At 67.2% G+C, this 26,750-nt stretch carries 38 protein-coding genes; 28 read left to right on the top strand and 10 right to left on the bottom strand.

Going from position 1 to position 26,750, the window contains the following annotated elements; translation table 11 throughout:
* Positions 1–51 precede the first annotated feature (51 nt).
* The 26 genes from C469_RS14505 (at position 52) to secY (ending at position 15,838) form a co-directional block, all read left to right on the top strand.
* Positions 52–1,338: a PQQ-dependent sugar dehydrogenase gene (locus tag C469_RS14505; protein WP_008007918.1), complete on the top strand. Its 1,287-nt coding sequence runs from the start codon at positions 52–54 to the stop codon at positions 1,336–1,338.
* Between the two features lie 145 nt (positions 1,339–1,483).
* A complete protein-coding gene (locus C469_RS14500) occupies positions 1,484–2,350 on the top strand; it encodes a putative RNA uridine N3 methyltransferase (protein WP_008007916.1) in 867 nt (288 codons plus the stop codon).
* A 4-nt stretch (positions 2,351–2,354) separates the two neighbouring features.
* Positions 2,355–3,371, top strand: a complete 1,017-nt coding sequence (locus C469_RS14495) for a 50S ribosomal protein L3 (protein ID WP_008007914.1) — start codon at positions 2,355–2,357, stop codon at positions 3,369–3,371.
* Between the two features lie 3 nt (positions 3,372–3,374).
* Positions 3,375–4,121: a 50S ribosomal protein L4 gene (gene rpl4p, locus C469_RS14490; RefSeq protein ID WP_008007912.1), complete on the top strand. Its 747-nt coding sequence runs from the start codon at positions 3,375–3,377 to the stop codon at positions 4,119–4,121.
* Positions 4,118–4,372 (top strand): 50S ribosomal protein L23, encoded by a 255-nt coding sequence (locus C469_RS14485; RefSeq protein WP_008007910.1) that lies wholly within the window; start codon positions 4,118–4,120, stop codon positions 4,370–4,372. The genes rpl4p and C469_RS14485 overlap by 4 nt, the downstream gene beginning before the upstream one ends.
* A 1-nt stretch (position 4,373) precedes the next feature.
* Positions 4,374–5,096: a 50S ribosomal protein L2 gene (locus tag C469_RS14480; RefSeq protein WP_008007907.1), complete on the top strand. Its 723-nt coding sequence runs from the start codon at positions 4,374–4,376 to the stop codon at positions 5,094–5,096.
* Positions 5,093–5,518 (top strand): 30S ribosomal protein S19, encoded by a 426-nt coding sequence (locus C469_RS14475; protein ID WP_008007906.1) that lies wholly within the window; start codon positions 5,093–5,095, stop codon positions 5,516–5,518. The genes C469_RS14480 and C469_RS14475 overlap by 4 nt, the downstream gene beginning before the upstream one ends.
* Positions 5,519–5,521: 3 nt before the next feature.
* Positions 5,522–5,986: a 50S ribosomal protein L22 gene (locus tag C469_RS14470; protein WP_008007904.1), complete on the top strand. Its 465-nt coding sequence runs from the start codon at positions 5,522–5,524 to the stop codon at positions 5,984–5,986.
* Positions 5,986–6,930: a 30S ribosomal protein S3 gene (locus C469_RS14465; protein WP_008007902.1), complete on the top strand. Its 945-nt coding sequence runs from the start codon at positions 5,986–5,988 to the stop codon at positions 6,928–6,930. The genes C469_RS14470 and C469_RS14465 overlap by 1 nt, the downstream gene beginning before the upstream one ends.
* Positions 6,931–7,143, top strand: a complete 213-nt coding sequence (gene rpmC / locus C469_RS14460) for a 50S ribosomal protein L29 (RefSeq protein WP_008007899.1) — start codon at positions 6,931–6,933, stop codon at positions 7,141–7,143.
* A 2-nt stretch (positions 7,144–7,145) separates the two neighbouring features.
* A complete protein-coding gene (locus tag C469_RS14455) occupies positions 7,146–7,604 on the top strand; it encodes a ribonuclease P protein component 1 (RefSeq protein ID WP_008007896.1) in 459 nt (152 codons plus the stop codon).
* Positions 7,595–7,939, top strand: a complete 345-nt coding sequence (locus C469_RS14450) for a 30S ribosomal protein S17 (RefSeq protein WP_008001361.1) — start codon at positions 7,595–7,597, stop codon at positions 7,937–7,939. Before C469_RS14455 ends, C469_RS14450 begins: the two co-directional genes overlap by 10 nt.
* Entirely contained in the window at positions 7,939–8,337 is a 399-nt protein-coding gene (locus tag C469_RS14445; protein ID WP_008007894.1) for a 50S ribosomal protein L14, read from the top strand. Before C469_RS14450 ends, C469_RS14445 begins: the two co-directional genes overlap by 1 nt.
* A 2-nt stretch (positions 8,338–8,339) precedes the next feature.
* Positions 8,340–8,696 carry a 50S ribosomal protein L24 gene (gene rplX, locus C469_RS14440; protein WP_008007893.1) on the top strand — a complete coding sequence of 119 codons (357 nt, stop codon included), beginning with the start codon at positions 8,340–8,342 and terminating at the stop codon, positions 8,694–8,696.
* Positions 8,693–9,418 (top strand): 30S ribosomal protein S4e, encoded by a 726-nt coding sequence (locus tag C469_RS14435; protein ID WP_008007891.1) that lies wholly within the window; start codon positions 8,693–8,695, stop codon positions 9,416–9,418. Before rplX ends, C469_RS14435 begins: the two co-directional genes overlap by 4 nt.
* Complete coding sequence (locus tag C469_RS14430) at positions 9,411–9,935, top strand: 50S ribosomal protein L5 (protein WP_008007889.1); 525 nt, start codon at positions 9,411–9,413, stop codon at positions 9,933–9,935. The genes C469_RS14435 and C469_RS14430 overlap by 8 nt, the downstream gene beginning before the upstream one ends.
* Entirely contained in the window at positions 9,932–10,105 is a 174-nt protein-coding gene (locus tag C469_RS14425) for a 30S ribosomal protein S14 (protein ID WP_004597423.1), read from the top strand. The genes C469_RS14430 and C469_RS14425 overlap by 4 nt, the downstream gene beginning before the upstream one ends.
* A gap of 2 nt (positions 10,106–10,107) precedes the next feature.
* Entirely contained in the window at positions 10,108–10,500 is a 393-nt protein-coding gene (locus tag C469_RS14420; protein ID WP_004597419.1) for a 30S ribosomal protein S8, read from the top strand.
* Positions 10,501–10,502: 2 nt separating this feature from the next.
* On the top strand, positions 10,503–11,036 hold the full coding sequence (locus C469_RS14415) for a 50S ribosomal protein L6 (protein ID WP_008007887.1): 534 nt from the start codon (positions 10,503–10,505) through the stop codon (positions 11,034–11,036).
* A gap of 3 nt (positions 11,037–11,039) precedes the next feature.
* Positions 11,040–11,750, top strand: a complete 711-nt coding sequence (locus tag C469_RS14410; RefSeq protein WP_008007885.1) for a 50S ribosomal protein L32e — start codon at positions 11,040–11,042, stop codon at positions 11,748–11,750.
* Positions 11,743–12,204, top strand: a complete 462-nt coding sequence (locus C469_RS14405) for a 50S ribosomal protein L19e (RefSeq protein ID WP_008007882.1) — start codon at positions 11,743–11,745, stop codon at positions 12,202–12,204. The genes C469_RS14410 and C469_RS14405 overlap by 8 nt, the downstream gene beginning before the upstream one ends.
* Positions 12,204–12,761 (top strand): 50S ribosomal protein L18, encoded by a 558-nt coding sequence (locus tag C469_RS14400; RefSeq protein WP_008007880.1) that lies wholly within the window; start codon positions 12,204–12,206, stop codon positions 12,759–12,761. The genes C469_RS14405 and C469_RS14400 overlap by 1 nt, the downstream gene beginning before the upstream one ends.
* Positions 12,754–13,401, top strand: a complete 648-nt coding sequence (locus C469_RS14395; RefSeq protein ID WP_008007878.1) for a 30S ribosomal protein S5 — start codon at positions 12,754–12,756, stop codon at positions 13,399–13,401. The genes C469_RS14400 and C469_RS14395 overlap by 8 nt, the downstream gene beginning before the upstream one ends.
* A complete protein-coding gene (locus C469_RS14390) occupies positions 13,401–13,865 on the top strand; it encodes a 50S ribosomal protein L30 (protein ID WP_008007876.1) in 465 nt (154 codons plus the stop codon). The genes C469_RS14395 and C469_RS14390 overlap by 1 nt, the downstream gene beginning before the upstream one ends.
* Positions 13,862–14,359, top strand: coding sequence for an uL15m family ribosomal protein (locus tag C469_RS14385; RefSeq protein ID WP_008007873.1), 498 nt, complete (start codon positions 13,862–13,864; stop codon positions 14,357–14,359). Before C469_RS14390 ends, C469_RS14385 begins: the two co-directional genes overlap by 4 nt.
* 3 nt (positions 14,360–14,362) lie before the next feature.
* Entirely contained in the window at positions 14,363–15,838 is a 1,476-nt protein-coding gene (secY, locus tag C469_RS14380; RefSeq protein ID WP_008007871.1) for a preprotein translocase subunit SecY, read from the top strand.
* A 139-nt stretch (positions 15,839–15,977) separates the two neighbouring features.
* On the opposite strand, the gene C469_RS14375 is transcribed toward secY, so the two are convergent.
* From C469_RS14375 to C469_RS14355, 5 genes are all read right to left on the bottom strand, one after another.
* The gene (locus C469_RS14375; RefSeq protein ID WP_049911466.1) at positions 15,978–17,360 is read right to left on the bottom strand and encodes an ATP-binding protein; all 1,383 of its coding nucleotides are present in this window, start codon (positions 17,358–17,360) and stop codon (positions 15,978–15,980) included.
* Positions 17,361–17,667: 307 nt separating this feature from the next.
* A complete protein-coding gene (locus C469_RS14370; protein WP_008007866.1) occupies positions 17,668–19,041 on the bottom strand; it encodes a M20 family metallopeptidase in 1,374 nt (457 codons plus the stop codon).
* Between the two features lie 125 nt (positions 19,042–19,166).
* Positions 19,167–19,601 carry a YeeE/YedE family protein gene (locus tag C469_RS14365; protein ID WP_008007864.1) on the bottom strand — a complete coding sequence of 145 codons (435 nt, stop codon included), beginning with the start codon at positions 19,599–19,601 and terminating at the stop codon, positions 19,167–19,169.
* Positions 19,602–19,618: 17 nt separating this feature from the next.
* A complete protein-coding gene (locus tag C469_RS14360) occupies positions 19,619–20,143 on the bottom strand; it encodes a YeeE/YedE family protein (protein WP_008007862.1) in 525 nt (174 codons plus the stop codon).
* An 81-nt stretch (positions 20,144–20,224) separates the two neighbouring features.
* Positions 20,225–21,427, bottom strand: coding sequence for an MBL fold metallo-hydrolase (locus C469_RS14355; RefSeq protein WP_008007860.1), 1,203 nt, complete (start codon positions 21,425–21,427; stop codon positions 20,225–20,227).
* Between the two features lie 265 nt (positions 21,428–21,692).
* Between C469_RS14355 and C469_RS14350 the strand changes: the two genes are divergently transcribed.
* Together C469_RS14350 and C469_RS14345 are read left to right on the top strand one after the other, a co-directional pair.
* Positions 21,693–21,947 (top strand): sulfurtransferase TusA family protein, encoded by a 255-nt coding sequence (locus C469_RS14350; protein ID WP_008007858.1) that lies wholly within the window; start codon positions 21,693–21,695, stop codon positions 21,945–21,947.
* A 1-nt stretch (position 21,948) separates the two neighbouring features.
* Entirely contained in the window at positions 21,949–22,536 is a 588-nt protein-coding gene (locus C469_RS14345; RefSeq protein WP_008007856.1) for a DsrE/DsrF/DrsH-like family protein, read from the top strand.
* Between the two features lie 634 nt (positions 22,537–23,170).
* Here C469_RS14345 and C469_RS14340 read toward each other — a convergent pair.
* From C469_RS14340 to C469_RS14320, 5 genes are all read right to left on the bottom strand, one after another.
* Entirely contained in the window at positions 23,171–24,169 is a 999-nt protein-coding gene (locus C469_RS14340) for a Gfo/Idh/MocA family protein (protein ID WP_049911465.1), read from the bottom strand.
* Between the two features lie 91 nt (positions 24,170–24,260).
* On the bottom strand, positions 24,261–24,908 hold the full coding sequence (locus C469_RS14335; protein WP_008007852.1) for a DUF1641 domain-containing protein: 648 nt from the start codon (positions 24,906–24,908) through the stop codon (positions 24,261–24,263).
* A gap of 1 nt (position 24,909) precedes the next feature.
* A complete protein-coding gene (locus C469_RS14330; protein WP_008007850.1) occupies positions 24,910–26,055 on the bottom strand; it encodes an NAD(P)/FAD-dependent oxidoreductase in 1,146 nt (381 codons plus the stop codon).
* A gap of 1 nt (position 26,056) precedes the next feature.
* The gene (locus tag C469_RS14325) at positions 26,057–26,299 is read right to left on the bottom strand and encodes a sulfurtransferase TusA family protein (RefSeq protein ID WP_008007848.1); all 243 of its coding nucleotides are present in this window, start codon (positions 26,297–26,299) and stop codon (positions 26,057–26,059) included.
* A 157-nt stretch (positions 26,300–26,456) separates the two neighbouring features.
* Positions 26,457–26,708, bottom strand: coding sequence for a DUF7542 family protein (locus C469_RS14320; RefSeq protein WP_008007845.1), 252 nt, complete (start codon positions 26,706–26,708; stop codon positions 26,457–26,459).
* Between the last annotated feature and the right edge of the window lie 42 nt (positions 26,709–26,750).

The raw sequence follows: 26,750 nt of genomic DNA, 5'->3' as shown, positions 1-26,750 counted from the left end.
GCCGGAAGCGTCATCGGGCTCCCGGCCAACACGCACACAGAGACGACCTCCATGACGCGCCAGCCTGCCTCCGCCGCCGACAGACGCACCGTACTCCGAGCCACCGGCGGCCTCGCGGCGCTCTCGCTCGCCGGCTGTCTCGGCGACGGGGGGAACGACGGCAGCGATGGCACCGACGGCACCGACGACGACAGCAACGATACCGACGGCACCGACGCTCCGCCCGATGACGGCGCAGACGTCGAGTACGCGGTCGAGAACGTCGCCGAGGGGTTCGAGAACCCGTGGGGAATCGCGTTCCTCCCGGACGACGGCCGCCTCCTCGTGACGGAGCGTCCCGGCCGGCTCTCGCTGGTGGATCCCGAGGACGGCTCTCGGTCGACCGTCGAGGGCGTTCCCGAGGTCCGCGCCGCCGGGCAGGGCGGGCTCCTCGACGTCGCGGTCCACCCGGAGTTCTCGGGCGACGCGCGCGTGTACCTCACGTACGCGGCGACGAACGACGCCGGGGAGTCGACGACCCACGTCGGGAGCGGGCGGCTCGCGCTCTCCGACGCCGACTTCCCCGCGCTCGACGGGTTCGAGGCGATCCACGTCGCGGAGCCGTTCGTCGACTCGGATCAGCACTTCGGCTCGCGAGCGACGTTCGGACCCGACGGCGCGCTGTTCGTCACGGTCGGCGACCGGCGCGACACGGAGTTCGGCCCCGATCACGTCTCGCAGGACCGCTCGAACGAGCTCGGATCGACGCTGCGACTGACGCCCGACGGCGACGCCCACCCCGGCAACCCGTTCGTCGACGACGCGGAGGCCGCGGACGCGGTCTACAGCTACGGGCACCGGAACCCGCAGGCGATGACGGTCCGTCCCGAGACCGGGGCGGTCTGGCAGTGCGAGCACGGCGAGGAGGACGGCGACGAGATCAACGCGATCGAGCGCGGCGGCAACTACGGCTGGCCGATAGCCAGCGAGGCGTGCCGGTACGGGACCGACGAGCGCGTCGCGCCGAGCCACCGGGAGCGCGGCGACGTGGTCGCGCCGGTCCACTACTGGCCGTGCGGCTCGGGCGGCTTCCCGCCGAGCGGCGCCGTCTTCTACGACGGCGACGCGTTCCCCGAGTGGCGCGGCGACCTGTTCGCGGGGACCCTCGCCGGTCGGTATCTCGGGCGGTTCACCGTCGATGGCGTCGGTACCGACGACGCCGACGTCACCGAGCGCGATCCCCTCCTCGCCGACCGAGACTGGCGGGTCCGGGCGCTCGCGGTCGAACCGGCCACAGGTCACCTCTACGTCGCGGTCGACGACGGCGACGCGCCGGTCGCGCGGATCGTCCCGGTCTGACGGCCCGCGGCGATCGTGTGGGTGCGTACCTCGGATCTGAGCCGAAATCACCGGCCAGAAACCGTGTGAACGCTCCACAGCCCGGAAGCGGGACCGCTATCCTTTTACGGTGCCGTCCGAAATCGAGGGGTACAGTCTCGCCACGATGCGTACCGAAGACGGACTCACGATCTGCGTTCCGTCTTCGGTCGTCCGGGAGGCCGAGGACGCTCGCGAGGCGACTCGCAAACTCGGCTACGTCGCCCGTGCGGCGGCGGTGTTCCGGGCGGATCGACTGGTCGTCTTCCCCGACAGGGAAGGCGAGCGGCGACGGGGCGGCGAGTACGTTCGGACCGTGCTGGGGTACGCCGCGACCCCGCCGGAGCTCCGCAAGGATCTCTGGGGGGAGCGCGACGAGCTCCGGTACGTCGGCGTGCTCCCGCCGCTCCGCGTGCCGTGGCGGACCGGCTCGACCCCTAGCGGGGAAGAGTCGAAAACACAGGGACTCGTGACCGAGGTCGGACCTGAAGGCCGCGTCCGGGTCAATTCCCCGCTGCGGGAACACCCGATCTCCCTGCTCGTTCCCTCCGGAATGGAGGTCGAGCAAGGGGAGCGCGTCACCATCAGGGTCTCTTCGAGAGAACCGGTCCGCGCCCGCATCACCGGGAAGCCCGAGGAGGGGTTCCAGGTCGTGGGAGCGGACCTGTCGGAAGCGCTCGCCGGCGACGGCTTGGCCGTCGCGACGTCGCGACACGGGGAGGAACTCTCCGTCTCGCGGCTCGGCGGCATCGTCTCGGACGCGCGGGAGGCCGGCGGGTACACCGTCGCCTTCGGCTCGCCCGAACGAGGGCTTCCGGAGATGCTCGGGCTTTCGCCCGACGGCATTCGGGCGGCCGTTGCCGACGGCCGCTCGGTCGAACCCGATCCGGGGTTCGACCTCTGGCTGAACACGATCCCGGCACAGGCGAGCGAGGTCGTCCGGACGGAGGAGGCTCTGTTCGTGACTCTCGGCTCGCTCACACTCACGGAGTAAACACATGCCACAACCAAGCCGACCACGAAAAGGCTCGCTGGGCTACGGCCCGCGTACCCGCGCAGACCGAGAGGTCCCGCGCATTCGATCGTGGCCCGACGACGACGGAGCCCCCGCACTGCAGGGGTTCGCCGGCTACAAGGCCGGAATGACGCACGTCGTTATGGTCAACGACGAGGCCAACTCGCCGCGTGAGGGGATGGAAACGTCCGTTCCCGTCACCGTCGTCGAGACGCCGCCGATGTACGCGGTGGCCCTGCGTGCCTACGAACAGACGCCGTACGGAAAGAAGCCGGTCGAAGAGGTCTGGGCGACCGAGTTCCACGAGGAGCTCGACCGCGCGCTCGACCTCCCGGCGGAGGACACCTTCGAGGAGGACGCCGATGAGCTGCGCGCGCTGCTCGACGAGGGCGCGGTCGACGACGTCCGCGTCATCACCCACACCGTCCCCTCGGAGCTCGCGAACGTACCCAAGAAGAAGCCCGACGTGATGGAGACCCGAGTCGGCGGCGGCTCCCTCGAGGAGCGCGTCGACTTCGGCCTCGACCTCGTCGCGGAGGGCGGCGCCCACGAGTTCGGCGACGTCTTCCGCGCGGGTCAGTACACCGACGTCTCGGGCATCACGAAGGGGAAGGGGACGCAGGGTCCCGTCAAGCGCTGGGGCGTGCAGAAGCGGAAGGGCAAACACGCCCGCCAGGGATGGCGGCGCCGGATCGGCAACCTCGGTCCGTGGAACCCCTCCCGCGTTCGCTCCACCGTTCCCCAGCAGGGGCAGACCGGCTACCACCAGCGCACCGAGCTCAACAAGCGCCTCATCGACTTCGGCGAGGGCGACGACGCCTCCGTCGACGGCGGCTTCGTCAACTACGGCGAGGTCGACGGCGAGTACGCGCTCATCAAGGGCTCGCTGCCCGGTCCGGACAAGCGCCTGCTTCGGTTCCGCCCGGCCATCCGGCCGAACGACCAGCCGCGCCTCGATCCCGAGGTCCGGTACGTATCCACCGCATCCAACCAGGGATAATCCATGAACGCAACAGTACACGACCTGGACGGCGGGGACGCTGGCAGCATCGAGCTGCCGGCGATCTTCGAGACCGCGTTCCGACCGGACCTCATCGGTCGGGCGGTCTCCGCCGCACAGGCTAACCGGAAACAGGCCTACGGTGCCGACGAGTTCGCCGGGCTGCGAACCCCCGCGGAGTCGTTCGGCTCCGGGCGCGGGCTCGCGCACATCCCGCGCTCCGAGAACGTCGCCCGCCGCGTCCCGAACGCCGTTTCGGGCCGCGCCGCGCACCCGCCGAAGGCCGAGAAGGACCAGACGAAGAGCCTCAACGACAAGGAACGACAGCTCGCGATCCGGTCGGCCATCGCGGCCACCGCCGACCCCGAGCTCGTCGCCGAGCGCGGACACGCGTTCGACGAGGACCTCGATCTCCCGCTCGTCGTGAGCGACGAATTCGAGAACCTCGAGAAGACCCAGGAGGCCCTGGGCGTGCTCGAGGCCGTCGGCGCCGACGCCGACATCGAGCGCGCCGAGGAGGGTCGCTCTGTCCGAGCCGGCCGCGGGAAGACCCGCGGTCGCAAGTACAGCCAGCCGAAGTCCGTCTTGGTCGTCACCAGCGAGGAGCCGTCCCGCGCCGCCCGAAACCTTTCGGGCGTCGACGTCGCGACCGCGCGAGAGGTCAACGCTGAGGACCTCGCGCCGGGTGCGCACCCGGGCCGACTCACGCTGTGGACCGAGAGCGCCGTCGAGGAGGTGGCCGACCGATGAACTCCATCATCGAGCATCCGATCGTCACCGAGCAGGCGATGAACGAGATGGACTTCAAGAACAAGCTGCTGTTCCTCGTCGACGTCGACGCGACCAAGCCCGAGGTCCGCGAGGAAGTGCAGGACCGGTACGACGTCTCCGTCGTGGACGTGAACACGCAGGTGACCCCGCAGGGCGCGAAGAAGGCCACCGTCACGCTCTCCGAGGACGACGACGCGACCGAGATCGCATCGCGCATCGGGGTGTTCTGAGATGGGACGACGAATCCAAGGACAGCGGCGTGGACGCGGCGGCCCGACGTTCCGGGCCCCGTCCCACCGCTACAAGGCGGAACTGTCGCACAAGAAGCTCGAAGACGTGGACACGATCACCGGCGAGATCGTCGGGATCGAACACGACCCCGCTCGCTCGGCTCCGCTCGCGGAGATCGAGTTCGAGGACGACGACCGTCGGCTCGTGCTCGCGCCGGAAGGCGTGCGCGTGGGCGAGACGATTCAGGTCGGCGTGAGCGCGGAGATCAAGCCCGGGAACACGCTCCCGCTGGCGGAGATCCCCGAGGGCGTTCCGGTCTGTAACGTCGAGAGTAACCGCGGAGACGGCGGGAAGTTCGCGCGCGCATCCGGCGTGTCGGCGACGCTTCTCACCCACGACCGCGACGTCGCGGTCGTCCAGCTTCCCAGCGGGGAAGTGAAGCGGCTCGACCCGCAGTGTCGCGCCACGATCGGCGTGGTCGCGGGCGGCGGACGGACGGAGAAGCCCTTCGTCAAGGCCGGTAACAAGTACCACAAAATGAAGGCGCGCGGGACCAAGTACCCGCGCGTGCGCGGCGTCGCGATGAACGCCGTCGACCACCCCTTCGGTGGGGGCGGTCGCCAACACCCCGGCCAGCCGAAGTCGGTCTCGCGGGACGCCCCGCCGGGACGGAAGGTCGGTGACATCGCATCCAAGCGCACCGGACGAGGTGGCAACAAATGAGTTCTGATTACCGAACAGGCCGCGAGGGCAAGGAGTTCGCCTACCGCGGTCACTCGCTCGACGAGCTGCAGGAGATGGACGTAGACGAAGTGGCGGAACTGCTCCCCGCACGCCAGCGGCGAAGCATCGTTCGCGGACTCGGCACCGAACAGCAGAAGCTGCTGGAGACGGTCCGGAGCCGCGACAAGGAGACGACGGCGGACGACCCGATCCGGACGCATCTGCGCGACATGCCGGTCCTTCCGGAGTTCGTCGGCGTCACCTTCTCCGTGTACAACGGACACAGCTTCGAGCGCGTGCAGGTCGAACCCGAGATGATCGGTCACTACCTCGGCGAGTTCCACCTGACTCGAAGCACCGTCGAACACGGTCAGGCCGGCATCGGCGCGACCCGGTCCTCGAAGTTCGTGCCCCTCAAGTAACCCATGGGAATCAACTACAGCGTCGAGGCCGACCCGGAGACCACCGCCAAGGGGATGCTCCGCGACCGGCCCATCAGCGTGAAGGACAGCAAGGAGATCTCCCGGGAGATCAAAGGCGAGACGGTCGCCGACGCCGAGGAGTTCCTGCAGGAAGTCATCGACGAGGAGACCTCGGTGCCGATGCGCCAGCACAACGCCGGCGCGGGCCACCGCTCCGACATCGACGGCTGGGACGCGGGGCGCTACCCCGAGAAGGCCGCCAAGGACTTCCTGAAGCTCCTGGAGAACGTCAAGAACAACGCGACCGAACAGGGATTCGACGGCGACGAGATGATTATCAAACACGTCGCCCCCCACAAGGTCGGCGAACGACCGGGGCGAAACCCGCGAGCCGCGGGCGCGACCCAGTGGAACACCACGCTCGCCGACGTCGAACTCATCATCGAGGACCCGGAGGCTGACGAATAATGGCTGACGAACACCAATTCATCGAGGACGGCCTGCGCCGTTCACAGATCAACGAGTTCTTCGCGGACGAGCTCGGTCGCGCCGGCTACGGCGGCATGGACGTCGCTCAGACGCCGATGGGGACGCAGATCGTCCTGAAGGCCGAAAAGCCCGGCATGGTGATCGGGAAGGGCGGGAAGAACATCCGCAAGATCACCACCGAGCTCGAGGACCGCTTCGACATGGACGACCCGCAGATCGACGTTCAGGAGGTCGACGAGCCCGACCTGAACGCACAGATCGTCGCGGACCGCCTCGCGAACGCCTTAGAGCGCGGCTGGTACTTCCGGAAGGCCGGTCACACGACCATCGACCGGATCATGGATGCCGGCGCGCTGGGCGCCGAGATCGTCCTCAGCGGGAAGGTCACCGGCGCGCGCTCGCGCGTCGAGAAGTTCAACCGCGGCTACATCAAGCACAACGGCGAGCCCGCGGAGGAGGTCGTCGACCACGGCCAGGGCGTCGCGGTGATGAAGCTCGGGACGATCGGTGTCAACGTGAAGATCATCCCGCCGGGCGCGCAGCTCCCGGACGACTTCGACATCCGCGAGGACGCCGAGGTCCCGGAGGTCGAGCAGGCGGCGGTCGGCGCCGACGCCGACGAGGGCGTCGAGTCGCTCCTCGAAGAGGAGCCAGACGAGGTGCCCGACGTGGGCGCCGACGATGACGTCGAGGTGCCCGACGAGGACCCCGCCGACGTCATCGACGAGGAGGTCGTCGAGGAAGTCGCCGAGGAGACCCAGGACACGGCCACGGAGGCGACCGACGTCGCCGCCGAGGAACCGGTCGGCGACGAGGACGTCGACGCCGACGACGTCGAGGAGCTCGACGAGGAGATCGAAGAGGAGGCCGCAGACCTCGTCGCGGAGATGGAGGCTGCGGACGAAGACGAGGAGGACGAATAGATGGCGATCCTCTACACCGACGAGATCCGCGACATGACCGCGGCCGAGCGACAGGTCGAACTGGACGAGCTCGAGACCGAACTGCTCAACTCGAAGGCGCAGCGGGCCGCCGGCGGCATGCCGGAGAGCCCCGGCCGCGTCAAGGAGCTGAAGAAGACGATCGCGCGGATCAAGACGATCCAGGCGGAAGAAGGCGACTTCGACGACGAATAACGATGATCTCCCCCGACACGCTCGTCCGGCACGAACTCGTTGGCCTCCCGGTTCGGGTGGTCGACGCCGACAGCGACGCCCACGTGGGCATCGCCGGTCGCGTGCTGTCCGAGACGTTCGGCACCCTCGTGGTGCGGACGGGGTCGGGGGACAAACGCGTGCCCAAATCGGGCGCGACGTTGGAGTTCGCGGTCGTCGATGTCCCGACCGCTCGCACAGATGAAGCCGCCGACGACGGTCAGTCGTCGGGGTCCGCGTCCCAACTCGGGTCGGATACTACGGGGGTCCGCCCCCGTCAGTCTGGCCCGTCCGGGTCCACAAGCGTCGTCACCGGTGACGACGCGGGTCCGGCGAGCCATCGCGGCGAGTGCAAAGACGCGGTCTACGTAACGGTGGATGGCGATCGGTTGCGGTATCGACCCGCCGAACGCACCGAACAAGGTGTCACACAATGGCGATAGGAATCGACGTACCCACGCCTCCGGAGCCAGACAACCCGGAGGATTACGACTACGAGAAGTGCCCGTTCTACGGGCAGCTCTCCGTCCGCGGCCAGACCCGTGAGGGAACGGTCGTGTCGACGGATATGGAAAAGACCGTCATCGTCGAGCGAGAATACGACGTGTTCGTACCGAAATACGACCGGTACATGAAGCGTCGCTCGCGCATCCCGGCCCACGTGCCGGGCGTGCTCGACTCGCTCGAAGTCGGTGACGAAGTGAAAATCGCGGAGACGCGACCGCTCTCGAAGACGAAGTCCCACGTCGTCGTCGAGAACCTGTCGGGTGATCAGTGATGGAGGCGCTCAAGGCCGACGTCACGCAGGGGCTCTCGAAGGGCTCGCTCATCACGTGCGCCGACAACACCGGCGCCCGTGAGCTGAAGGTGATCTCGGTGGCCGGCTACTCCGGCACCAAGAACCGCCACCCGAAGGCAGGTATCGGCGACAAAGTGACCGTCTCGGTCACGAAAGGGACCCCGGAGATGCGGCGGCAGGTGCTGGAGGCGGTCGTCGTCCGCCAGCGCAAGCCGATCCGCCGTCCGAACGGCACGCGCGTGAAGTTCGAGGACAACGCGGCCGTCATCATCGACGACCTCGACGAGCCGCGGGGCACGGAGATCAAAGGCCCCGTCGCCCGCGAGGTCGCCGAACGATTCGGGAGCATCGCCTCCACCGCGACGATGATCGTCTAACCATGACGAAACAGCCACGCAAACAGCGAAAACGGTCGGAGACCGCGCCGCTCCACGAGCGGCAGAACCAGGTCCGCGCCACCCTCACGGACGAGCTCCGCGAGGAGTACGGCCAGCGGAACGTCCGCGTCAACGCCGGCGACACCGTCGAGGTGCTTCGCGGCGACGCGGCCGACACGGAGGCCGAGGTCATCTCGGTCGACCTGTCCGCGGAACGGATCACCGTCGAGGACGTCACCGTCGAGAAGGCGGACGGAGAGGAGGTTCCCCGTCCCATCCCGGCGAGCAACGTCCGGGTGACCGAACTGGACCTGGAAGACGAGCGCCGGGAGGCGCGGCTCCAGGAGGATAACGAATGACGCGACATCAGAAGCGACTGGCAGTACCGAACTCCTGGCCGGTCGAGCGAAAGACGAACACGTTCACCGTCAAGGCCGGCGCCGGCCCGCACGGTGAGGCGGGCGTTCCGCTCGTCGTCCTGCTGCGGGACGTGCTCGGCTACGTCGACTCGACGAAGGAGGCGCGCTACGCGCTGAACAACGACTCGGTCCTCGTCAACGGGGACGCCATCTCGGACGAGCAGCGTCCGATCGGGATGTTCGACATCCTGGCGTTCCCCGAGCGCGGGGAGTTCTTCCGCGTCTTCCCCGACGAGGGCGGTCGGCTCGCGCTGACCCCCGTCGACGAGGAGGCCGCCGGAAGCCGGCTCGGGAAGATCACGAACAAGTCCGTCGTCCCCGGCGGCGACGCTCAGCTGACGCTCCACGACGGGACGAACGTCCTCGTCGACGCCGACACCGAGTACGACACGAAGGACTCGATCGTCGTCGACAACGAGTCGAAGGAGATCGTCGCCCACTTCGAGTACGAGGAGGGCGCCTTAGTCACCGCCGTCGCCGGCCAGCACGCCGGCCGCATCGGCGAGGTGGCCGACATCGACGTGACGCTCGGCTCCGGCTCGAACACGGTCTTCGTCGGCGACGACGAGGACGGCTACGAGACGGTCGAGGAGTACCTCGTCGTCATCGACGAGAACTTCGCCGGCGACGACGCCGACGAGACGGGTGGTTCGGATGAGTGAATCCGAGAGCGCGTCCCACGAGATGCGCGAGCCGTACCTGGAGAAGGTCGTCGTCCACATGGGCGTCGGGCAGGGCGGTGAGCCGCTCGCTGACGCCGAGGAGATCATCGAGGAGATCACGGGCCAGCAGTCGGTCCGGACCACCTCGAAGCGCACCATCGCCGAGTTCGGGATCCGCAAGGGCGACCCGATCGGCGTCAAGGTGACGCTGCGGGACGAGGACGCACACGAGTTCCTCGCGACCGCGCTCGACATCGTCGACGTCTCGCAGAGCCAGTTCGACGACACGGGCAACCTGAGCTTCGGGGTCGAGGACCACACCGACTTCCCGAGCCAGGAGTACAACCCGAACATCGGCATCTACGGCCTCGACGTGACGACGACGATCGTCCGTCCCGGCTACCGCGTGTCGAAGCGGGACAAGGGAACGGCCTCGATCCCCTCGAAACACCGGATGACCGCCGAGGACGCGGCCGCGTTCCTCGAAACGAACTTCGACGTTGAGGTAACGGAATGAGCGAAGCGAACAACGACACGGGCGAGCACGCGGCGAAACGCACCGACTCCCGGCACACGTGCCGGCGGTGCGACCGCGAGCAGGGGCTTGTCGGCAAGTACGACATCAACCTCTGCCGGCAGTGTTTCCGCGAGGTCGCCCGAGACATGGGATTCGAGAAGTACAGCTGATCATGACGGGAAACGATCCATTCACCAACGCGCTGGCCGGCATGGACAACGCCGAGAGCGTTGGCCACCTGTCGTACACGGTTGAGCCCGCCTCCAACATCATCGGCTCCGTCCTCGAGGTCCTCTACGACCGCGGGTACGTCGACGGCTTCGAGTACGTCGACGACGGGAAAGCCGGGAAATTCGAGGTCGAACTGAAAGGCGCGATCAACGAGTGTGGCGCCGTCAAGCCCCGCTACTCCGCGGGTGCGGACGAGTTCGAGAAGTGGGAGAAGCGATACCTCCCCGCCCGTGACTACGGGACGCTCATCGTCACGACGAGCCACGGCGTCATGAGCCACTACGAGGCCCGCGAAGCGGGTATCGGCGGCCAAGTGATCGCATACGTCTACTAACAATGAACAGAGTCGAAATCGAGATTCCGGACGACGTCTCCGCCGAGACCGACCACCTCGAACTCACCGTCGAGGGTCCCAACGGGAGCGTCACGCGACGCCTCTGGTACCCCGATGTCGAGGTCACGGTCGAGGACGGTGTCGTCGCGATCGCTTCCGAGAACGAGGACGCGAAGACAAACGCCACGGTCGGCACCTTCGAGAGCCACGTCGCCAACATGATCCACGGCGTCACCGACGGATGGGAGTACACGATGGAAGTGTACTACGCCCACTTCCCGATGCAGGTGACCACGGAGGGCGACGAGGTCGTCATCGAGAACTTCCTCGGCGAGCGAGCACAGCGACGCACCCCGATCCGCGGGGACACGGACGTACAGATCGACGGCGAGACGGTCACGCTCACGGGCTCCGACAAGGAGGCGGTGGGGCAGACCGCCGCCGACATCGAACAGCTGACGAAGGTGACCGACAAGGACACGCGCGTTTTCCAAGACGGCGTGTACATCGTCGAGAAGCCCACCGGAGGTGCCTAACCAATGGCAGACGAACTGGAAGACATCAGCGGTGTCGGTCCCTCGAAGGCGGACGCCCTTCGCGAGGCCGGCTACGAGACGGTCGAGGACGTGAAGGCCGCCTCCCAGTCGGAGCTCTCCGAGGTCGACGGCGTCGGCAACGCGCTCGCAGCGCGTATCAAGGCCGACGTCGGCGGGCTGGAGGTCGACGAGGAGGCGGACGCGGAGATCGAAGACGAGACGGACGAGGAGGAGGAGGCCGACGAGGCCGACGCCGACGAGGACGTCGAGACGGAGCTTCGCCCCCGCGGTCACGCCGATAAGACGCCGGCACTGGACGACGAGACCGCTCGCGCGCTCGCACAGAAGCACCGCGAGGGGAAACCGCAGTTCAACCGGCAGGACTACCACAAGAAAAAGCGGATCCCGACGTCGTGGCGCAAGCCGCGCGGCGGGCTCTCCAAGCAGCGCCGCCGCATGAAGGCGAAGGGCCCCGTCGTCGAGGCGGGGTTCCGGTCGCCCAAGGCGTCGCGCGACCTGCACCCGAGCGGCTTCGAGGAGGTCCGCGTGCACAACACGGACGACCTCGAGGGCGTCGACGGCGACACGCAGGCGGTGCGTATCGCCTCGAAGGTCGGCGGCCGCAAGCGCGAACTGATCGAAGACGAGGCAGAGGAGCGCGAGATCCGCGTGCTGAACCCGACCTACGTCGAAGTGGAGGTCAGCGATGAGTGACCTGAAAGCGCAGAAGCGGCTTGCAGCGGACGAGCTCGACGTCGGCAAGGGTCGCGTCTGGCTCGACCCCGAGGCACAGGAGGAGATCGAGGACGCCATCACGCGAGAGGACGTCCGCGAGCTCATCGAACAGGGCACCATCCGCGCGACTGACGCGAAGACGAACTCGCGCGGTCGGGCCCGCGAGCGCGCCGAGAAGCGCTCGTACGGCCATCAGTCGGGCGCCGGTACCCGCAAGGGGAAGGCCGGTGCGCGACAGAACACGAAGGACGACTGGAAGGCGCGGATCCGCGCACAGCGCGCCCGCCTGAAGGAGCTCCGCGACGAGGCGGACGTGCTCGACGCCAGCGAGTACCGCACGCTTTACAACAAGGCGAGCGGTGGCGAGTTCGAGGACGTCGCGCGACTGGAGGCGTACATCCAGACGCAGTACGGTTACGAGGTGACGGACTAATGGCGACAGGACCACGATACAAGGTGCCGATGCGGCGCCGCCGCGAGGTCCGGACGGATTACCACCAGAGGTTGCGCCTGCTGAAATCGGGCAAGCCTCGCCTGGTCGCTCGGGTGAGCAACGCTCACGTCAGGGCGCAGCTGGTAACTCCCGGATCCGACGGCGACGAGACCCACGCGGCCGCCTCCAGCGAGGAGCTCGGCGAGTACGGCTGGGACGCCCCCACGGGCAACCTCCCCAGCGCGTACCTCACCGGGTACCTCGCGGGCGCCCGCGCCGTCGACGCCGGCCTCGACGAGGCCGTCCTCGACATCGGGCTCAACACGGCGACGCCCGGCAACAAGACGTTCGCAGTACAGGAAGGAGCGATCGACGCCGGCCTCGAAATCCCGCACAACGACGACGTGCTGGCCGACTGGTCGCGCACGCGTGGCGAACACATCGCCGCGTACGCCGAGCAGCTCGACGAGCCGCTGTACGGCGGCGATTTCGACGCGGCCGACCTACCCGAGCACTTCGACGACGTGCTCGCGACAATCCAGGAGGACCATGAGTAGACACAACGACGGCTGGGAACCGCGGACGCGACTCGGCCGCAAGGTACAGAACGGCGACATCTCGTCGATGGAACAGGCGCTCGACTCCGGTCTCCCGCTGAAGGAGGCCGAGATCGTCGACCAGCTCCTCCCGGGGCTGGAAGACGAGGTGCTGGACATCAACATGGTCCAGCGCATGACCGACTCCGGACGCCGCGTGAAGTTCCGCTGCGTGGTCGCCGTGGGTAACCGCGACGGCTACCTCGGCTACGCGCAGGCCCGGGACGACCAGGTCGGCGGCGCCATTCAGAAGGCGATCGACGTGGCGAAGCTGAACATCATCGCGGTCGACCGCGGCTCCGGGTCTTGGGAGGACCAGCCCGGCGGCACGAACTCCCTCACCCGCAAGGCCGAGGGGAAGGCCGGCTCCGTCACCGTCGAGATCCAGCCCGCCCCGCAGGGGCTCGGGCTGGCCGCGGCGGAGACGGTTCGGAACATCCTGGAGCTCGCCGGCGTCGAGGACGCCTGGACGAACTCCGACGGCAACACCCGCACGACGGTGAACCTCGCGAAGGCGACCTTCAACGCGCTGGAGAACGCGGCGCAGTCCCGCACTCCGCAGCACGCGCGCGAGGTCCACTACGACGAGGTGAGCGAGTGATGCAAGCGATCGTCCAGCTCCGCGGCGACGTGAACCTCGAGTACGGCGTCGAGGACACGCTCGATATGCTGAACATCGGGCGCGTCAACCACGCGACGCTCGTCCCCGAGACGGACTCGTACCGCGGCATGATCACCAAGGTGAACGACGTCGTCGCGTTCGGGGAACCGAGCGTCGACGCGGTCGCGACCACCGTCGCGCGACGCGGCGAGCCCCTGGAGGGCTCGGCCGACATCGACGACGAGTGGATCGACGATAACACCGACTACGCCGACCTGGAGGCGCTGGCCGAGGCGCTCGTCGACGAGGAGACGACGCTGCGCGAGCAGGGTCTCTCCCCGACGCTCCGGCTCCACGCCCCCCGGGGCGGTCACGAAGGCATCAAGCACCCGGTGATCGAGGGCGGCGAACTCGGGAAACACACCACCGAGGAGATCGACGGTCTCCTGGAGGCGATGCGATGACGAGTAAGAAACGTCGACAGCGCGGTTCCCGGACGCACGGCGGCGGAACGCACAAGAACCGGCGCGGCGCCGGTCACCGCGGCGGCCGCGGCGCGGCCGGCCGCGCGAAACACGAGTTCCACAACTACGGTCCGCTCGGCAAGTACGGCTTCAAGCGCCCCGAGAGCGCGCAGACCGAGGTCCTCGAAGTGAAGGTCCAGAAGCTCGACGAGGACGCGGCGGTGTACGCCGCGGAGGACCTCGCCGAAGAGGACGGTGACGCGTACGTTATCGACGCGCGCGATGTCGTCGAGGACGGCCACGACGCCGACGTCGTGAAGGTGCTCGGCGGCGGACAGGTCCGTCGCGAACTCCGAGTCACCGCCGACGCGTTCACCGCGGGTGCGGTCGAACTCATCGAGGAAGCCGGCGGCGAGGCGACGCTCTCCGAGCGCGCCGAGGAGGCCGCTGACGAACCGGAAAACACTTCCGACGACGAGGACGACGAGGCGTAACCAATGAGTTGGAAGGAGGTCGCCGAACCGGTGCTCACGCGGATGCCCGTCGTGGAGCGACCCGCGGGTCACGTTCCGTTCAAGCGGAAGCTCATGTGGACGGCCGGCATCCTGGTCGTCTACTTCTTCCTGACCAACATCAACCCGTTCGGGTTGGCGACCGGCGGGTCGGACTTCTTCGGGCAGTTCCGGTCGGTGCTCGCCGGCTCGTCCGGCTCGCTGTTGCAGGTCGGTATCGGACCGATCGTCACGGCGTCCATCGTCCTCCAGCTGTTGGGCGGTGCGAACCTGCTGGGGCTCGACACCGACGACCCGCGCGACCAGGTCCTGTACCAGGGCCTCCAGAAGCTCCTGGTGATCATCGTCACCGCCCTGACGGCGGCGCCGATGGTGTTCACCGGCGAGTTCCTTCCAGCGGATCAGGCGGTCGCGGGGGCGCTCGGAATCAGCACGTTCGGCGTCGAACTGCTGATCTTCGCGCAGGTGTTCGTCGGCGGCATCCTCATCCTGTTCATGGACGAAATCGTGAGCAAGTGGGGCGTCGGTTCCGGCGTCGGGCTGTTCATCATCGCGGCCGTGAGCCAGCAGATCGTCGGAGGCTTTTTCAGCTTCTCGGCGCTCGGTGCGTCCGGCTTCTTCGCGAGCTGGTACGGCATCATCGTCGGCGACGTGCCGGTGTCGCTGTCGCCGTTCACCGCGGAGGGGCTCCAGAACCTGCTGTTCGATCCCGGGAACATCTTGGCGCTGTTCACCACGCTGTTCATCTTCGGGATCGTCGTGTACGCGGAGTCGGTCCGCGTCGAGATCCCGCTCTCGCACGCGCGGGTGAAGGGCGCTCGCGGACGCTTCCCGGTGAAGCTCATTTACGCGTCCGTCCTGCCGATGATCCTCGTTCGCGCGCTGCAGGCGAACATCCAGTTCCTCGGCCAGCTTCTCTCTTCGCAGTGGGCGGGGATGCCGGGATGGCTCGGCATCTACAGCGACCAAGGTCAGCCCATCTCCGGGCTGTTCTACTACCTGAACCCGATTCAGCGCCGAACCGACTGGATGTGGTTCCTGGGTGAGATCCCGGCGTCGGTCGAACCGTGGATGATCGCGGTTCGGCTGACCATCGACCTCACCTTCATGGTCGTCGGCGGCGCGATCTTCGCCATCTTCTGGGTCGAGACCACCGGGATGGGTCCGGAGGCGACGGCGAAACAGATCCAGAACTCCGGGATGCAGATCCCCGGATTCCGGCGGAATCCGCAGGTCGTCGAGAAGGTCATGGAGCGGTACATCCCGCAGGTGACCGTCATCGGCGGCGCCCTCGTCGGGCTGCTCGCCGTCATGGCGAACCTACTCGGAACCATCGGTCAGGTCTCCGGTACCGGACTGCTGCTCGCGGTCTCCATCACGTACAAGCTGTACGAGGAGATCGCCGAGGAGCAGCTGATGGAGATGCACCCGATGATGCGCCAGATGTTCGGAAACGAGTAAGAACAGTTCTGGAACGCAAACGGGCGTTCTAGGCGTTCTTACGTTGATTTCATTGAAATCACGTAGTTTATTCTGCGGCTCGCTCGATTCCGAGCATCAGCCATCGAACCTCTCTCCTCCTTCGTGTTTGATGGCACCCCTACGCGTGTTTCGTAATATCTCCGAGTTCGAACAGTTGTACGTCATCGCGCTCGGACACGGCTTCCTGAACGGACTGTGTCGCACCATTCCGGGCGAATAAGGCGTACTCAGTGTTCCTCTCATCGCCGTCCGGCGTCCAGCGTATCTCGGCGGCGTGGTCTTCGAGAGAAGCGAGGGCTCCGTAATCAAGCGGTGCGTTCGTGAACTTGCATTCCCCCACGACCATCGTCCCGTCTATGGTGAAGCCGACGACGTCAACCTCGTGTTGCTTGTACCACCAGCGACCGATATCGAGGAACGTCTCTGCGGGGTAGAGGCCCGGGAGTGCGTCTTGGCAAAGCCGCTCAAACTCGTGACTCACGAAGTCTGGAAGTTCCGGCTCAATGACCGCGTCGTAGGCGTTCTCTCCGAGTCGTTCGTATCGATCTTCCCTGCCGTAGACGAAGCGGAACCAGAATCGGAATAACGGATCGAGGATTCGATAGCGCCCCCGGCGTGACTTTGCCTTCTCTTCAGTGATCGGGACCTCTCGCTCGATGAGCCGCAGACGCTCCAACTTCTGTGTGTACGTCGAGATCTGCTTCCCGTCGATCCCTATCGCTTGGGCGATCTCGTTCGACGTCGTCTTTCCCGCGGCGATCGCGGTGAGGATCGCAAAGTATCGGTTCGGGTCCGTGAGTTCGGTGCGGAGCACGTACTCCGGTTCGTTATGGAGGTATCCCTTCTGGGAGAGCACTTCCTCGGTGAGAACTGTTCCGAGGTCTCGTCCAAGATCGACGCCATCGAGATAGTACGGAACGCCACCGAAGATTCCCCACATAAAAATCCGCTCTTCGGGCACATACTCGTCCGGAAGGAACTCCTGTGCAGCAGCGAAGTTGAGAGGCCGGAGGTCAAGTCGTTCCGTGAATCGTCCATATAAGGGACTGTTCCCGAGAAGGGTTGCTTCTTCCATCATACTGATCGACGACCCGATCAGAACCAGCGTTCCCGAGGTGCTCTGGAGCCGCTGGTCCCACAGTCGCTGAATGACGGACGGGAGGCTCTCGTCGGCGTCGATGAGGTAGGGAAATTCGTCAAGGACCACGATTCCGTCCTGATCCCCCAGATATCCGAGCAGCGCTTCCCAGTTCTGTTTGATTTGCGTGATGCCGGAGAAGTTTTCGGAGGCGACATCGACGAACTCGTCGAGCTGTATCTGGGAGGTGGTCTCCGTGGCCTGATAGACGACTGCGTCGTCACGGTCGGAGAGCGAGTGCTGGACGAGCTGTGTCTTCCCGAGGCGTCGCCGACCGAAAACGACGACCATCTCTGCGCCGTCGGACTCGTAGCATCCGCGTAGCCGAGAGAGTTCGTCATCCCGATTCACGAAGCAGTCCATACACCTACCCCACTGTGGCCGGGGATAATACTTCCGAATAGACTATTCTAAAATTGGCTAATTTGAAATTGGCTATTCGAGTTCTGCCGCATCTCTTGATTTGGAACAGGTCAGGCGACAAAGCATATCAGGACTAATTCACCGCTATGTTCAGTAACTGAATATATCTCTTTTTCATGTGACATATATTCGAGAACAAGTAGGCGAAACGGTCGTTCCTGACGCAGCTTTTTATTTGATCCGCCGTTCACGTGTCCACGCTCTGTCATCTACCTCTCGACCGCGCCTCGAGGGAACGCTCGGCCGATCACCGCTCGCTTCGTTCTTGCGGTTCCGAGAACAGCGCGTCCCACGCGGTCGGGAGGCGGGCGTAGACCGCCGCGTTACGCCGCAGCGCTTCGACGGTGGTGTACTCGTCGACGGCGTGGACGGTGTCGGTGCCGAAGCCGAACTCGACGGTCGAGACTCCGGCGTGGCGAAACGTCTTCGCGTCGCCGCCGCCGGTCGCGCTCCGCCGGTGTATCCGGTCGCCGGCGACGCCCTCGGCGGTCCGCGTCACGGCCTTGACGAGCGGGCTCTCGACTTGCTCGTAGCTCCCGACCGACCAGCTCGCGTCGGCGACGGAGACCGCCGGGAAGTCGGCGAGACACTCACGGATGTCGGCGAGCACGTCCGCGGTGTCGACGCCGGCGGTGAGTCGGATGTCGAGGCGGGCCGTCGCCGAATCGGGAACGGTGTTCACCGCGTCGCCGCCCTCGATCGTCCCGAGGTTCACGGTCGGGTGTTCAAAGAGGTCGCGGGCCGCGTCCGCGCCGAGCGTCGGCTCGTAGAACGAGACGGACTCCTCGACGATCGGCCGTAGCGTCGCGTCCAGCCGAAACTCACGCGCTGAGAGCCGCGAGCGGATCAGCGAGGTCGCCTCCCAGAGCCGGTCGATCGCGTTGTCGCCGAGCGACGGCCGGGACCCGTGCGCCGCGGTACCCGACGCGCGGAGCGTCAGCCAGATGCTCCCGCGGTCCGCCACGGTGACCGAGTGTCGCCCGCGCGAACAGGTCGTCTCGCCGATGACGCACCCGTCGGGCGCGAGCCGGTCGAGCGCGCCGCGCTCGACGAGGGTGTCGACGCCCGCGGCGCCGCCGGTCTCCTCGTCGCTCACGACCGCGAACGCGATCGATACCGGAGGGGCGCGGTCGGCCGCGGCCAGCGCCTCGCCGGCAGCGAGCATCGCCGCGAGCGGCCCCTTCATATCGGTCGCACCGCGGCCGTAGACCCGGTCACCGTCGCGCTCGCCGAGGGGGTCGCGGTTCCACATCTTGCGGTCGAAGGGGACGGTGTCCGCGTGGCCGTTGTACAGCAGGGTCCGGTCGGACTCGCCCGGCAGGGTCGCGATCAGGTTCGGTTTCGCGGGATCGGTCGCGACGCGCTCGGTGTCGAAGCCGGCGGCCGAGAACAGCGACTCGACGTACTCGATCGCCGCGCGGACGTCGCCCGGCGGATTTTGCGTGTCGATCGCGAGCAAATCGGTCGCGATGTCGACGACGCGGTCGGTCGGGACCGGCGGAACGTCGCTGGCGGCAGCGGCGCCCGTTGTCGCCGTGTCCTTCGATGCTGTGTCCTTCGCGGTCGCGTCCTTCGCGGTCGCGTCGGTCGGTTCGTCCGTGTCTGATGGGTCGTGTGTCATGGTGTGGAACGCGAGCGGTACCGGGTAGACGAACGGGTCGTAGTAGATCTACGGGTACGGTAAATGAACCGGCGTCCGCCGACGAGCGTTGCCGGCGAGTCGGTTCCGCGGTCCGGAGGCGCTCGTCAGTCGTCGCTCGGAGCCGCCGCGGGGTCGTCCGCGTCGTGGCTCCGCCAGGCGCCCTGCGCGTAGGCGCCGACGAACATCCCGCCGATCGCGTAGAGGATCGGCCAGTTGCCGACGCCGAGGCTGGCGTAGGCGGCGCCCGGGCAGATTCCCGACAGCCCCCAGCCGACACCGAAGACGGAGCCGCCGATGAGGACGTTGCGATCGAACGACTTCAGACGACGGCCGTACGGGCGACCGGTGAGCGGCGCCGACCCGCGCAGCTTCGGGAGCGTCCAGAACGCGATCCCAGCGACGATCGAGCCGCCGAACATCACGAACAGGAGCCCGAAGTCGTCGAACGTCAGGAAGTCGATAACGACCTCCGGACGGGCCATGTGACTGAAGCCGAGTCCGAAGCCGAAGACGAGTCCGCCGACGAGGACCAGCGGCATGAACAGCGGATGCCGGCTCACAGCCCCACCCCCAGCGCGGAGACCGCGTTCGCGGTCACGATCGCGACGACGAGGAACGTCGCCACGCCGACCAGCGAGGTGCGGGAGACCGAGCCGACGCCGCAGATCCCGTGGCCCGAGGTACATCCCTTCCCGACCCGGGTGCCGATCCCGACGAGGATCCCGCCGACGAACAGCCGCCACGCGGACACCTCGGTGGTCCAGCCGCTGCCCGCGATCGACCACGGATCGCCTTGGTAGATCACCGCGTAGACCGCGGCACCGCCGATGATCCCGACGGTGAACACGACGCGCCAGTCGCGGGACGGGCGGTACTGCGCGAATCGGGAGCGACCCGAGACGTACGAGAGGGTCGATTCGAGGAACGTGCTCGCGCCGGCCGTGATCCCCGTTCCGAGGTAGATCAGGACGGTCCCGAGCCCCACGAGCATCCCCCCGATCGCGTACCGGGACACGCCGTTCGGGAACAGCGCGTCGACGGTCTGGGGCCCGAGCAGGTCGGCGAAGGCGGCGTCGATCATCGGTGTTCACCTCCAGACGCGGTGGGTGTGCCGGTCTGCGTATCGGTCCGGAGACGCTGGTGCGGTGGGGTCACGGTCGGATCAGTCGTCGCTCGTGAGCGCATCCTGGCTCGCGGCGCAGTTGTTCGGCCCCAGTTCGAGTGTGAACGCCTCGTCGTCGTCGACGGCGTTCTGCCCGAGATTCGTCGCGATGATGTCCTCGTAGTTGGCCGGACGCGGGGGCATGTCGGCGAGGACGATGTCGACGAACTCGGCCTCGTCGACCGAGAGCGCGTCCATCCGCTCGCGGAGTTCGCCGATCGGCGCGGTGTAAGTGCCGTCCGCCGCCGGCTCCGCGGCGTCGCTGAAGTGCGCGCCGCCGACGAGCACGTCGTCGTCGAGCGTCAGCACGCGGTTCTGTAGCGAGTCGTACAGCAGCCGTGCGGCCTCGGGCGCGCCCTCGTCGCCCTCTTCGAGGTCGGGGCGGGCGACGCTCTCGACGAACAGCCCGTCGCCGGTCGCGAGCAGGCTGTCGCCGAGCAGGTACGAGGTCATCCCGGTCGTGTGTCCGGGCGTGAACACCGTTTCGACGGTCGCGTCGCCGACCGCGAACTCGTCGCCGTCCTCGACGAGCGTGACCGCGTCGGCGTAGGTGACGCCGCGGTCGGCGGCGGCGGACGGGAGCATCGCCTCGACCCCCTCCTCGGCGAGGTCGCGGAGCCCGGAGATGTGATCGGCGTGCACGTGCGTGTCGAAGGCGTACGTCACGTCGACGCCGAGCTCCTCCGCGTCGGCGAGGTAGCGGTCGGTGAACGCCCGGAGCGGGTCGACGATCGCGGCCTCGCCGCCGTCGTACAGCAGGTAGCCGAGACAGCCGCTGGAGGGGCGCTGGTACTGCAGGAGCGTCCCCGGGCCGTCGTAGCCCGTCACCTCGCGGGTCTCGTAGATCGAGGCCCAGCCGTTCATCCCGTCCTCGAGGTGGTCGACTTCGTAGCCGCGGTCGGCGAGCGCGCCCGCGACGTATTCGCTGGCGCCGCCCTTCGCACAGAGCACCGTGACGTGTTCGTCGTCGGGAATGCGGGCGAGGACGTCGTCGTCGATCTCCTCGTCGAGGAACTGGAAGTACGGCACGTTGATCGAGTCGACGGTCGGCCCGTCGATGCGCCACTCCTCGTAGTCGCTCGACATCCGGGCGTCGAGCAGCGTCACTGACTCGCCGTCGTCGATTCGGCTCTTGAGCGTCTCGGGGGCGATCGAGTCGACGTCCGATTCCGGCGTCGGGAAGTCCATCTCGTCTGCGTCCATGTACACCCAGTCGTAACGGAGGGAGTGACTTAAGAGTTCGTATAGTAATTCACTATATACACAATATAGAAGATCGGCTTGATGAGTCGAAAACTGCCCATATCGCACTTGCAGGCGCGAAGGAGGAGCGAGCGTTCCTACTGTGTATCGCGAGCGCGAAATCCGGCCACCTGTTCGTCAGTAGTTCAGAATAACCACAAGTATCGACACACTTATGGCGATCTGACCAGTATTGTGGGGTAACCCCAACACGGGGGACCAAACAATGAGTACGGAAACCGCAGCCGAGACGCTGGACGTGACGGGACAGAACTGCCCGATGCCCGTGATCAAGACCAAAGGCGCGTTCGACGGCATCGCCGCCGGCGAGGTGCTCGAAGTCGTCGCCACCGACTCCGGGAGCGTGAGCGACATCGCGGGCTGGGCGGAGTCGACCGACGGGGCCGAGCTCGTCGATCAGGAGGAAGCGACCGAGGGCGGTCGGGACGTGTACAAACACTACGTCCGGAAGACCGAGTGAGATGAGCGCGGACACACCGGCGTCGCCCGACGACGACCTCGATCCCGAAGCGGTCGCCGACTTGCAGGCCCGTATCGACGCGCTCGAGACCGAGGTGTCGGACCTCCGGACCGAGGTCGACGACGGCGGCTCCCAGAAAATGGTGATCATCGCCACGAAGGGGACGCTCGACATGGCGTACCCGCCGCTGATCCTCGCGAGCACGGCGGCCGCCTTCGGCTACGACGTCACCGTCTTCCACACGTTCTGGGGGCTCGAGATCCTCCACGAGGAGAACTCGAAGAACCTCCAGCTCAGCTCCGTGGGGAACCCGAACATGCCCGTTCCGAACGCGATCGCCGCGCTCCCCGGGATGGACCGGATGACCACGCGCATGATGCGCACCAAGATCGAGGACAACGACGTGGCGTCGGTGGAGGAACTCATCGAGACGTCGATCGCCAGCGGCGTCGAACTGCAGGCGTGTCAGATGACGATCGACCTGCTCGGCTACGACGAGGACGACTTCTACGACGGCGTCACGACCGGCGTCGGCGCCGCCTCGGCGTTCCAAGACATGGTCGACGCCGACATCCAGCTGCTGGTCTGACGACGGATTTCCACCCGTTTCTCGTCGTCGATCGCTCCGTTGAAACGCTCAACCGCCGAGAGACTCGTCCCTGTAGCGATCGGTACGGACGCAACGGCGAGCGATAGCGGGAGTAGGTATAGCACGTTGGGGGCGTGGTTGTTTATAAGCGATCGAGTGGTGTTGCTGTCGGCTGTTTATAAACGACCGACGACTCTACGGTGAACACGTCCAAAGCCCCAGCCGGCGAGGCGGGCGCACGCTCGCTGCGCGCTTCAGTCGCTCGCAGGCTCGCTCCTTCCAGTGCTTGCGTCGCCTGTGCCCGCCTCGCCGGCTGCCCCTTTGAGTCCCACCCTGACCGCACAGCCTCACGCCTCCCCAACCTCGTCGCTCGCTTCGTCGCCGGCGCTGCGCGCCGGCTTCATGAGGGACCGGAGGTCCCTCTCTGCTCGCGACTCCCTCGCGCCGTCGGTTCGCGGCCTTCCGGGCCGCTCACCGGGGCGCGCCACCGCCACGTTCATTTATAAACTATCGTCGCTGTCGCTCGTGTGCTTTTAAATTCTGGATCGCCACCACCGATCTGCAATACCCGCTCCCGCTATCGGTCGGGAAGCCGTCCCCATCGACCGGCCTCTTCGGACCGAACTCCGATCGCTCACTCGATCGGTACCGATTCGGTTCCGGCGGCGCTCTCGAACAGCGCGTCGATGACCCGCATGTTCGCGACGGCCTCTTTCCCGTCGGTCAACGGGTTGGCGCCGTCCGCGACGCGCTCGGCGAAGTGCTCCACCTGCAGTCGGTACTGATCGACGGGGTCGAACGTCTCGACGCCGCGCCGGCCGTCGATCTCGTAGGTCAGCTCCACGGGCTCGTCGGCGGGCGCGTCGAACGCTCGCTCGACCGCGATCCAGCCGTTGGTCGCGTCGATCCGATACTGCTGGACCAACTGCGTGTCGAAGCCGGAGGCGACGCGCGCCGACCGACCGTCCTCGTACTCCAGCACGCCCGCAAGCTCCGTGTCGACGCCGGCGTCGCGGGTGTCGTGCGTGTGCGCGTACGCCCGGTCGGGCGCCCCGAGCACCGCTCTGACGAGCGAGACGGGGTAACATCCCACGTCCATCAGCGACCCGCCCGCGAGGTCGGGATCCAGCCGTACGTCGTTCGGCCGGTCGTACAGCGGGAACCGGAACGTCGCGGTCACCGTGCGGACGTCGGCTAACTCCCGCTCGGCCAGTTCGAGAGCGCGCTCCGTGCGCGGGTGGTACCGGTACATGAACCCCTCCATCAGGGTGACGCCGCGGTCCTCGCAGTGGTCGGTCACTTCGCGCGCCTCCGCGGCGTCGACCGCGAGCGGCTTTTCACAGAGCACGTCGAGCCCCGCGTCGGCCGCCCGCTTCGTCCACTCGGCGTGGAGCCCGTTCGGGAGTGGAACGTACACCGCGTCGATCCCGTCGTCTTCGAGCAGCGCCTCGTAGGAGGCGTAGCTCCGCGGGATCGCGTGCTCCTCGGCGAACCGCTCCGCGCGCCCGCCGTCGCGAGACGCGACCGCGCCGAGCGCGTGGTCGCTCGCCGCGATCGCCGGTACGACCGCTTTCCGCGCGATCCCCGCCGTCCCGAGCACGCCGAAGGTGAGCCGATCGTCGGATGTCGCCATGGCGCCGCCGACGCTCCGGACGATCAAAAAGTCGGGTGGTTCGACCGTCGCGCCCGACCGCGGGGGACGGCCGACACGGACGGCGCCGATCTCACGCGTCGTCGGCGCTTTCCGCGCGCTCTCGTCCGATCGCCTTCGAGATCGCGAGCACGTAGCCGAGGCCGTACCGGATCTCCGGGTCGCGGACAGCGCGCGCGAGTCCGAGGGCGCCGACCGGTTCCGGATCGCTCCGCTGGGCGGTGCCGACCCCCGCTAACAGCGTCTTCAGTCCGTCGCGGGCGTCGTCGTCCGCGGCGGTGTCCGCCACCTCGCCGAGCGCGGCGCCCGTTCCGGCCAGCGAGCGGACCATCTCGTCATCGAGCGCCGCGGTCGCGAGCGACCCCACTTCCGCGACCTCCGCGAGCTCGTCCAGCGTGCCGCTCCGCTGGAGCGTGATCAGCGTCTCCATCGCCTCCTGGAGTTCCGCGCCGTTGCCGCCCACGGTCTCGGCGAGCGCCACGGTCTCGTCGGTCGCGAGGCCGTCCGCCGACTCCGCGAGCGTCGAGGCGGTGCCCGCCAGTTCGACGACCATCTCGTCGGTGAGCGCGCCTTCGCCGAGAGCGACCACGTCGAGGAGCTCGTTGACCGCGTCGAGCCGGTCGACGAACGCCGCGACCGCCTCGGGGTTCTCGGCGACGATCGATTCGAGGTCGTCGCGGTCGAGGGTCTCGCCTCCGTTCTCGGATTCGTCACCCGTCATCTCAGAGCAACCCCCGTGCGGTGAGCCAGTAGGCCTCGTTGTACGCCAGCTTCGACCAGTGGAGCTTCTCGGAGGGCGGCGCGGGCGACGGCGGGTTCTCGTAGTCGAATTCGACGAACGAGGCGGCGTCCGTCCCGGTCTCGATGAAACAGAGCGTCTTCCCGTCGTACGTCGCGGTCGCGGGCCGCCCGCGGACCTCGCTTTCGAGCCGCTGCGCCACGACGCCCGCCTGGTAGTGGGCGACGCTGCCGGCCTTCGGGACCCCGGTGGTCGCGGCGTCGCCGAGCGCGTACACGTCGTCGGCGCGCTCGGCCTCTAAGGTGTGCTTGTCGACGTCGACCCACCCGCGGTCGCCGAGGTCGGCCGCCTCGACGACGTCGACGCCGCGGTGCGGCGGGATCGCGGCCAACAGGTCGTAATCGAGCTCCGTCCCCTCCATGGAGGTGATCGTCTCCGCGTCCGGGTCGACCGACTCGGCGTTGAAGAACGTCTCCGTGTTGATATCTCGGTCCGCCATCATCGGCTCCGCCCACTCGCCGATGTGGGGGTTCCCGTGGACGCGGTTGATCGGGTACGTGTACGTGATCTCGATGTCGTCGCGGAGCCCGCGCTCGCGGAACCAGTCGTCCGCCATGAACGCGAACTCCAGCGGCGCCGCCGGACACATGTGCGGTGTCCCGACGACGCTCACCACGAGGTGTCCCTCCGTCATCGAGAGGAGCTCCTCCCGCAGTTCCAGCGCGCCGGACTCCGAGTAGTAGTCGTGGCCCGCCTCCGCGAGCCCCGGGATCTCGTCGGCGGCGAGCGTCGAGCCCGTCGCGACGACGAGGTGGTCGTAGCCGAGCGGGTCGTCGCCCTCGCGCAGCGCGAGCTCCTTGGCGTCCGTGTCGATCTCGGTCACCCGGTCGATCGCGAGGTCGATCCGACCGTCGACGAGGTCGCGGAGGGGTCTGCGTCCGTCGGCGGGCTCGCGCTGTCCGAACGGGACGTACAGCCACACCGGCTTGTACACGTGGTCCGGGTCGTCGTTGATCAGCGTCACCTCGACGTCGCCGGCGTCGATCTCCGGGGCGAGCCGCTCCGCGAGGGTGTTCGCGAGCACCGTGCCGCCCGTGCCGCCGCCGAGGATCGCGATTCGGTCGGCCATCTCACGGGACCTCCACGTAGAAGCCGTAGTCGTCGCCCGACTCGTCGATCGCCAGCAGCTCGTTGTCGGTCTCGTCGACCCACTCGGAGACGTCGGTCAGCGACTGGTCGTTGTCGCTTAAAAGCACGATCACGTCGCCAGGGCTCGCGGACCGAACACGGCCGATGAGGTCCATCAGCGGTCCGGGGCAGGCGGCTCCGCGGGCGTCGACCGTGTCAGTGGGTTCGATGTCGATATCGGACATGGGTACGACCGATCGTTCGCTCCCTACGGCATTAATATTGTATGATTATCCCACTATATTGGGATGCTAGTCGAAAATATTTATACCCGTGCCGGCTCACGGGTCCGCCCGCGTTCTCGGCCGTCGCCGGTGGCGGCGGCTCCGGTCGCGGCTCCGCCTACGACTCCGGCTCCGACGGTGCGTGGTCGACGAGGGGAGAGTCCTCGTTCGCGCACTCGGGGCGACCGCAGACGCCGGCGTCGGCGCCCGCCCGCGAGACGCCCGCGTCGAGGGACTCGATGTCCCAGTCGACGCCGTGGCCGGTCGTCGACTCGTGGTCGTCCACCGCAGTCCGAGCGTCGCGGAGCCGGTCGTACGTCGCCGCGAACGAACAGTCGCCACACCGGACCGCGACGCGCGTTCCGCTCATGGATCAAGATTGTACTACTTTAACATAACTGTCGCGATCGGT

Source organism: Halorubrum lipolyticum DSM 21995 (assembly GCF_000337375.1).
In the GTDB taxonomy this organism is placed as follows: domain Archaea; phylum Halobacteriota; class Halobacteria; order Halobacteriales; family Haloferacaceae; genus Halorubrum; species Halorubrum lipolyticum.
Note: the sequence above shows the minus strand (reverse complement) of the source record. Positions and strands in the feature narration are given on the sequence as shown.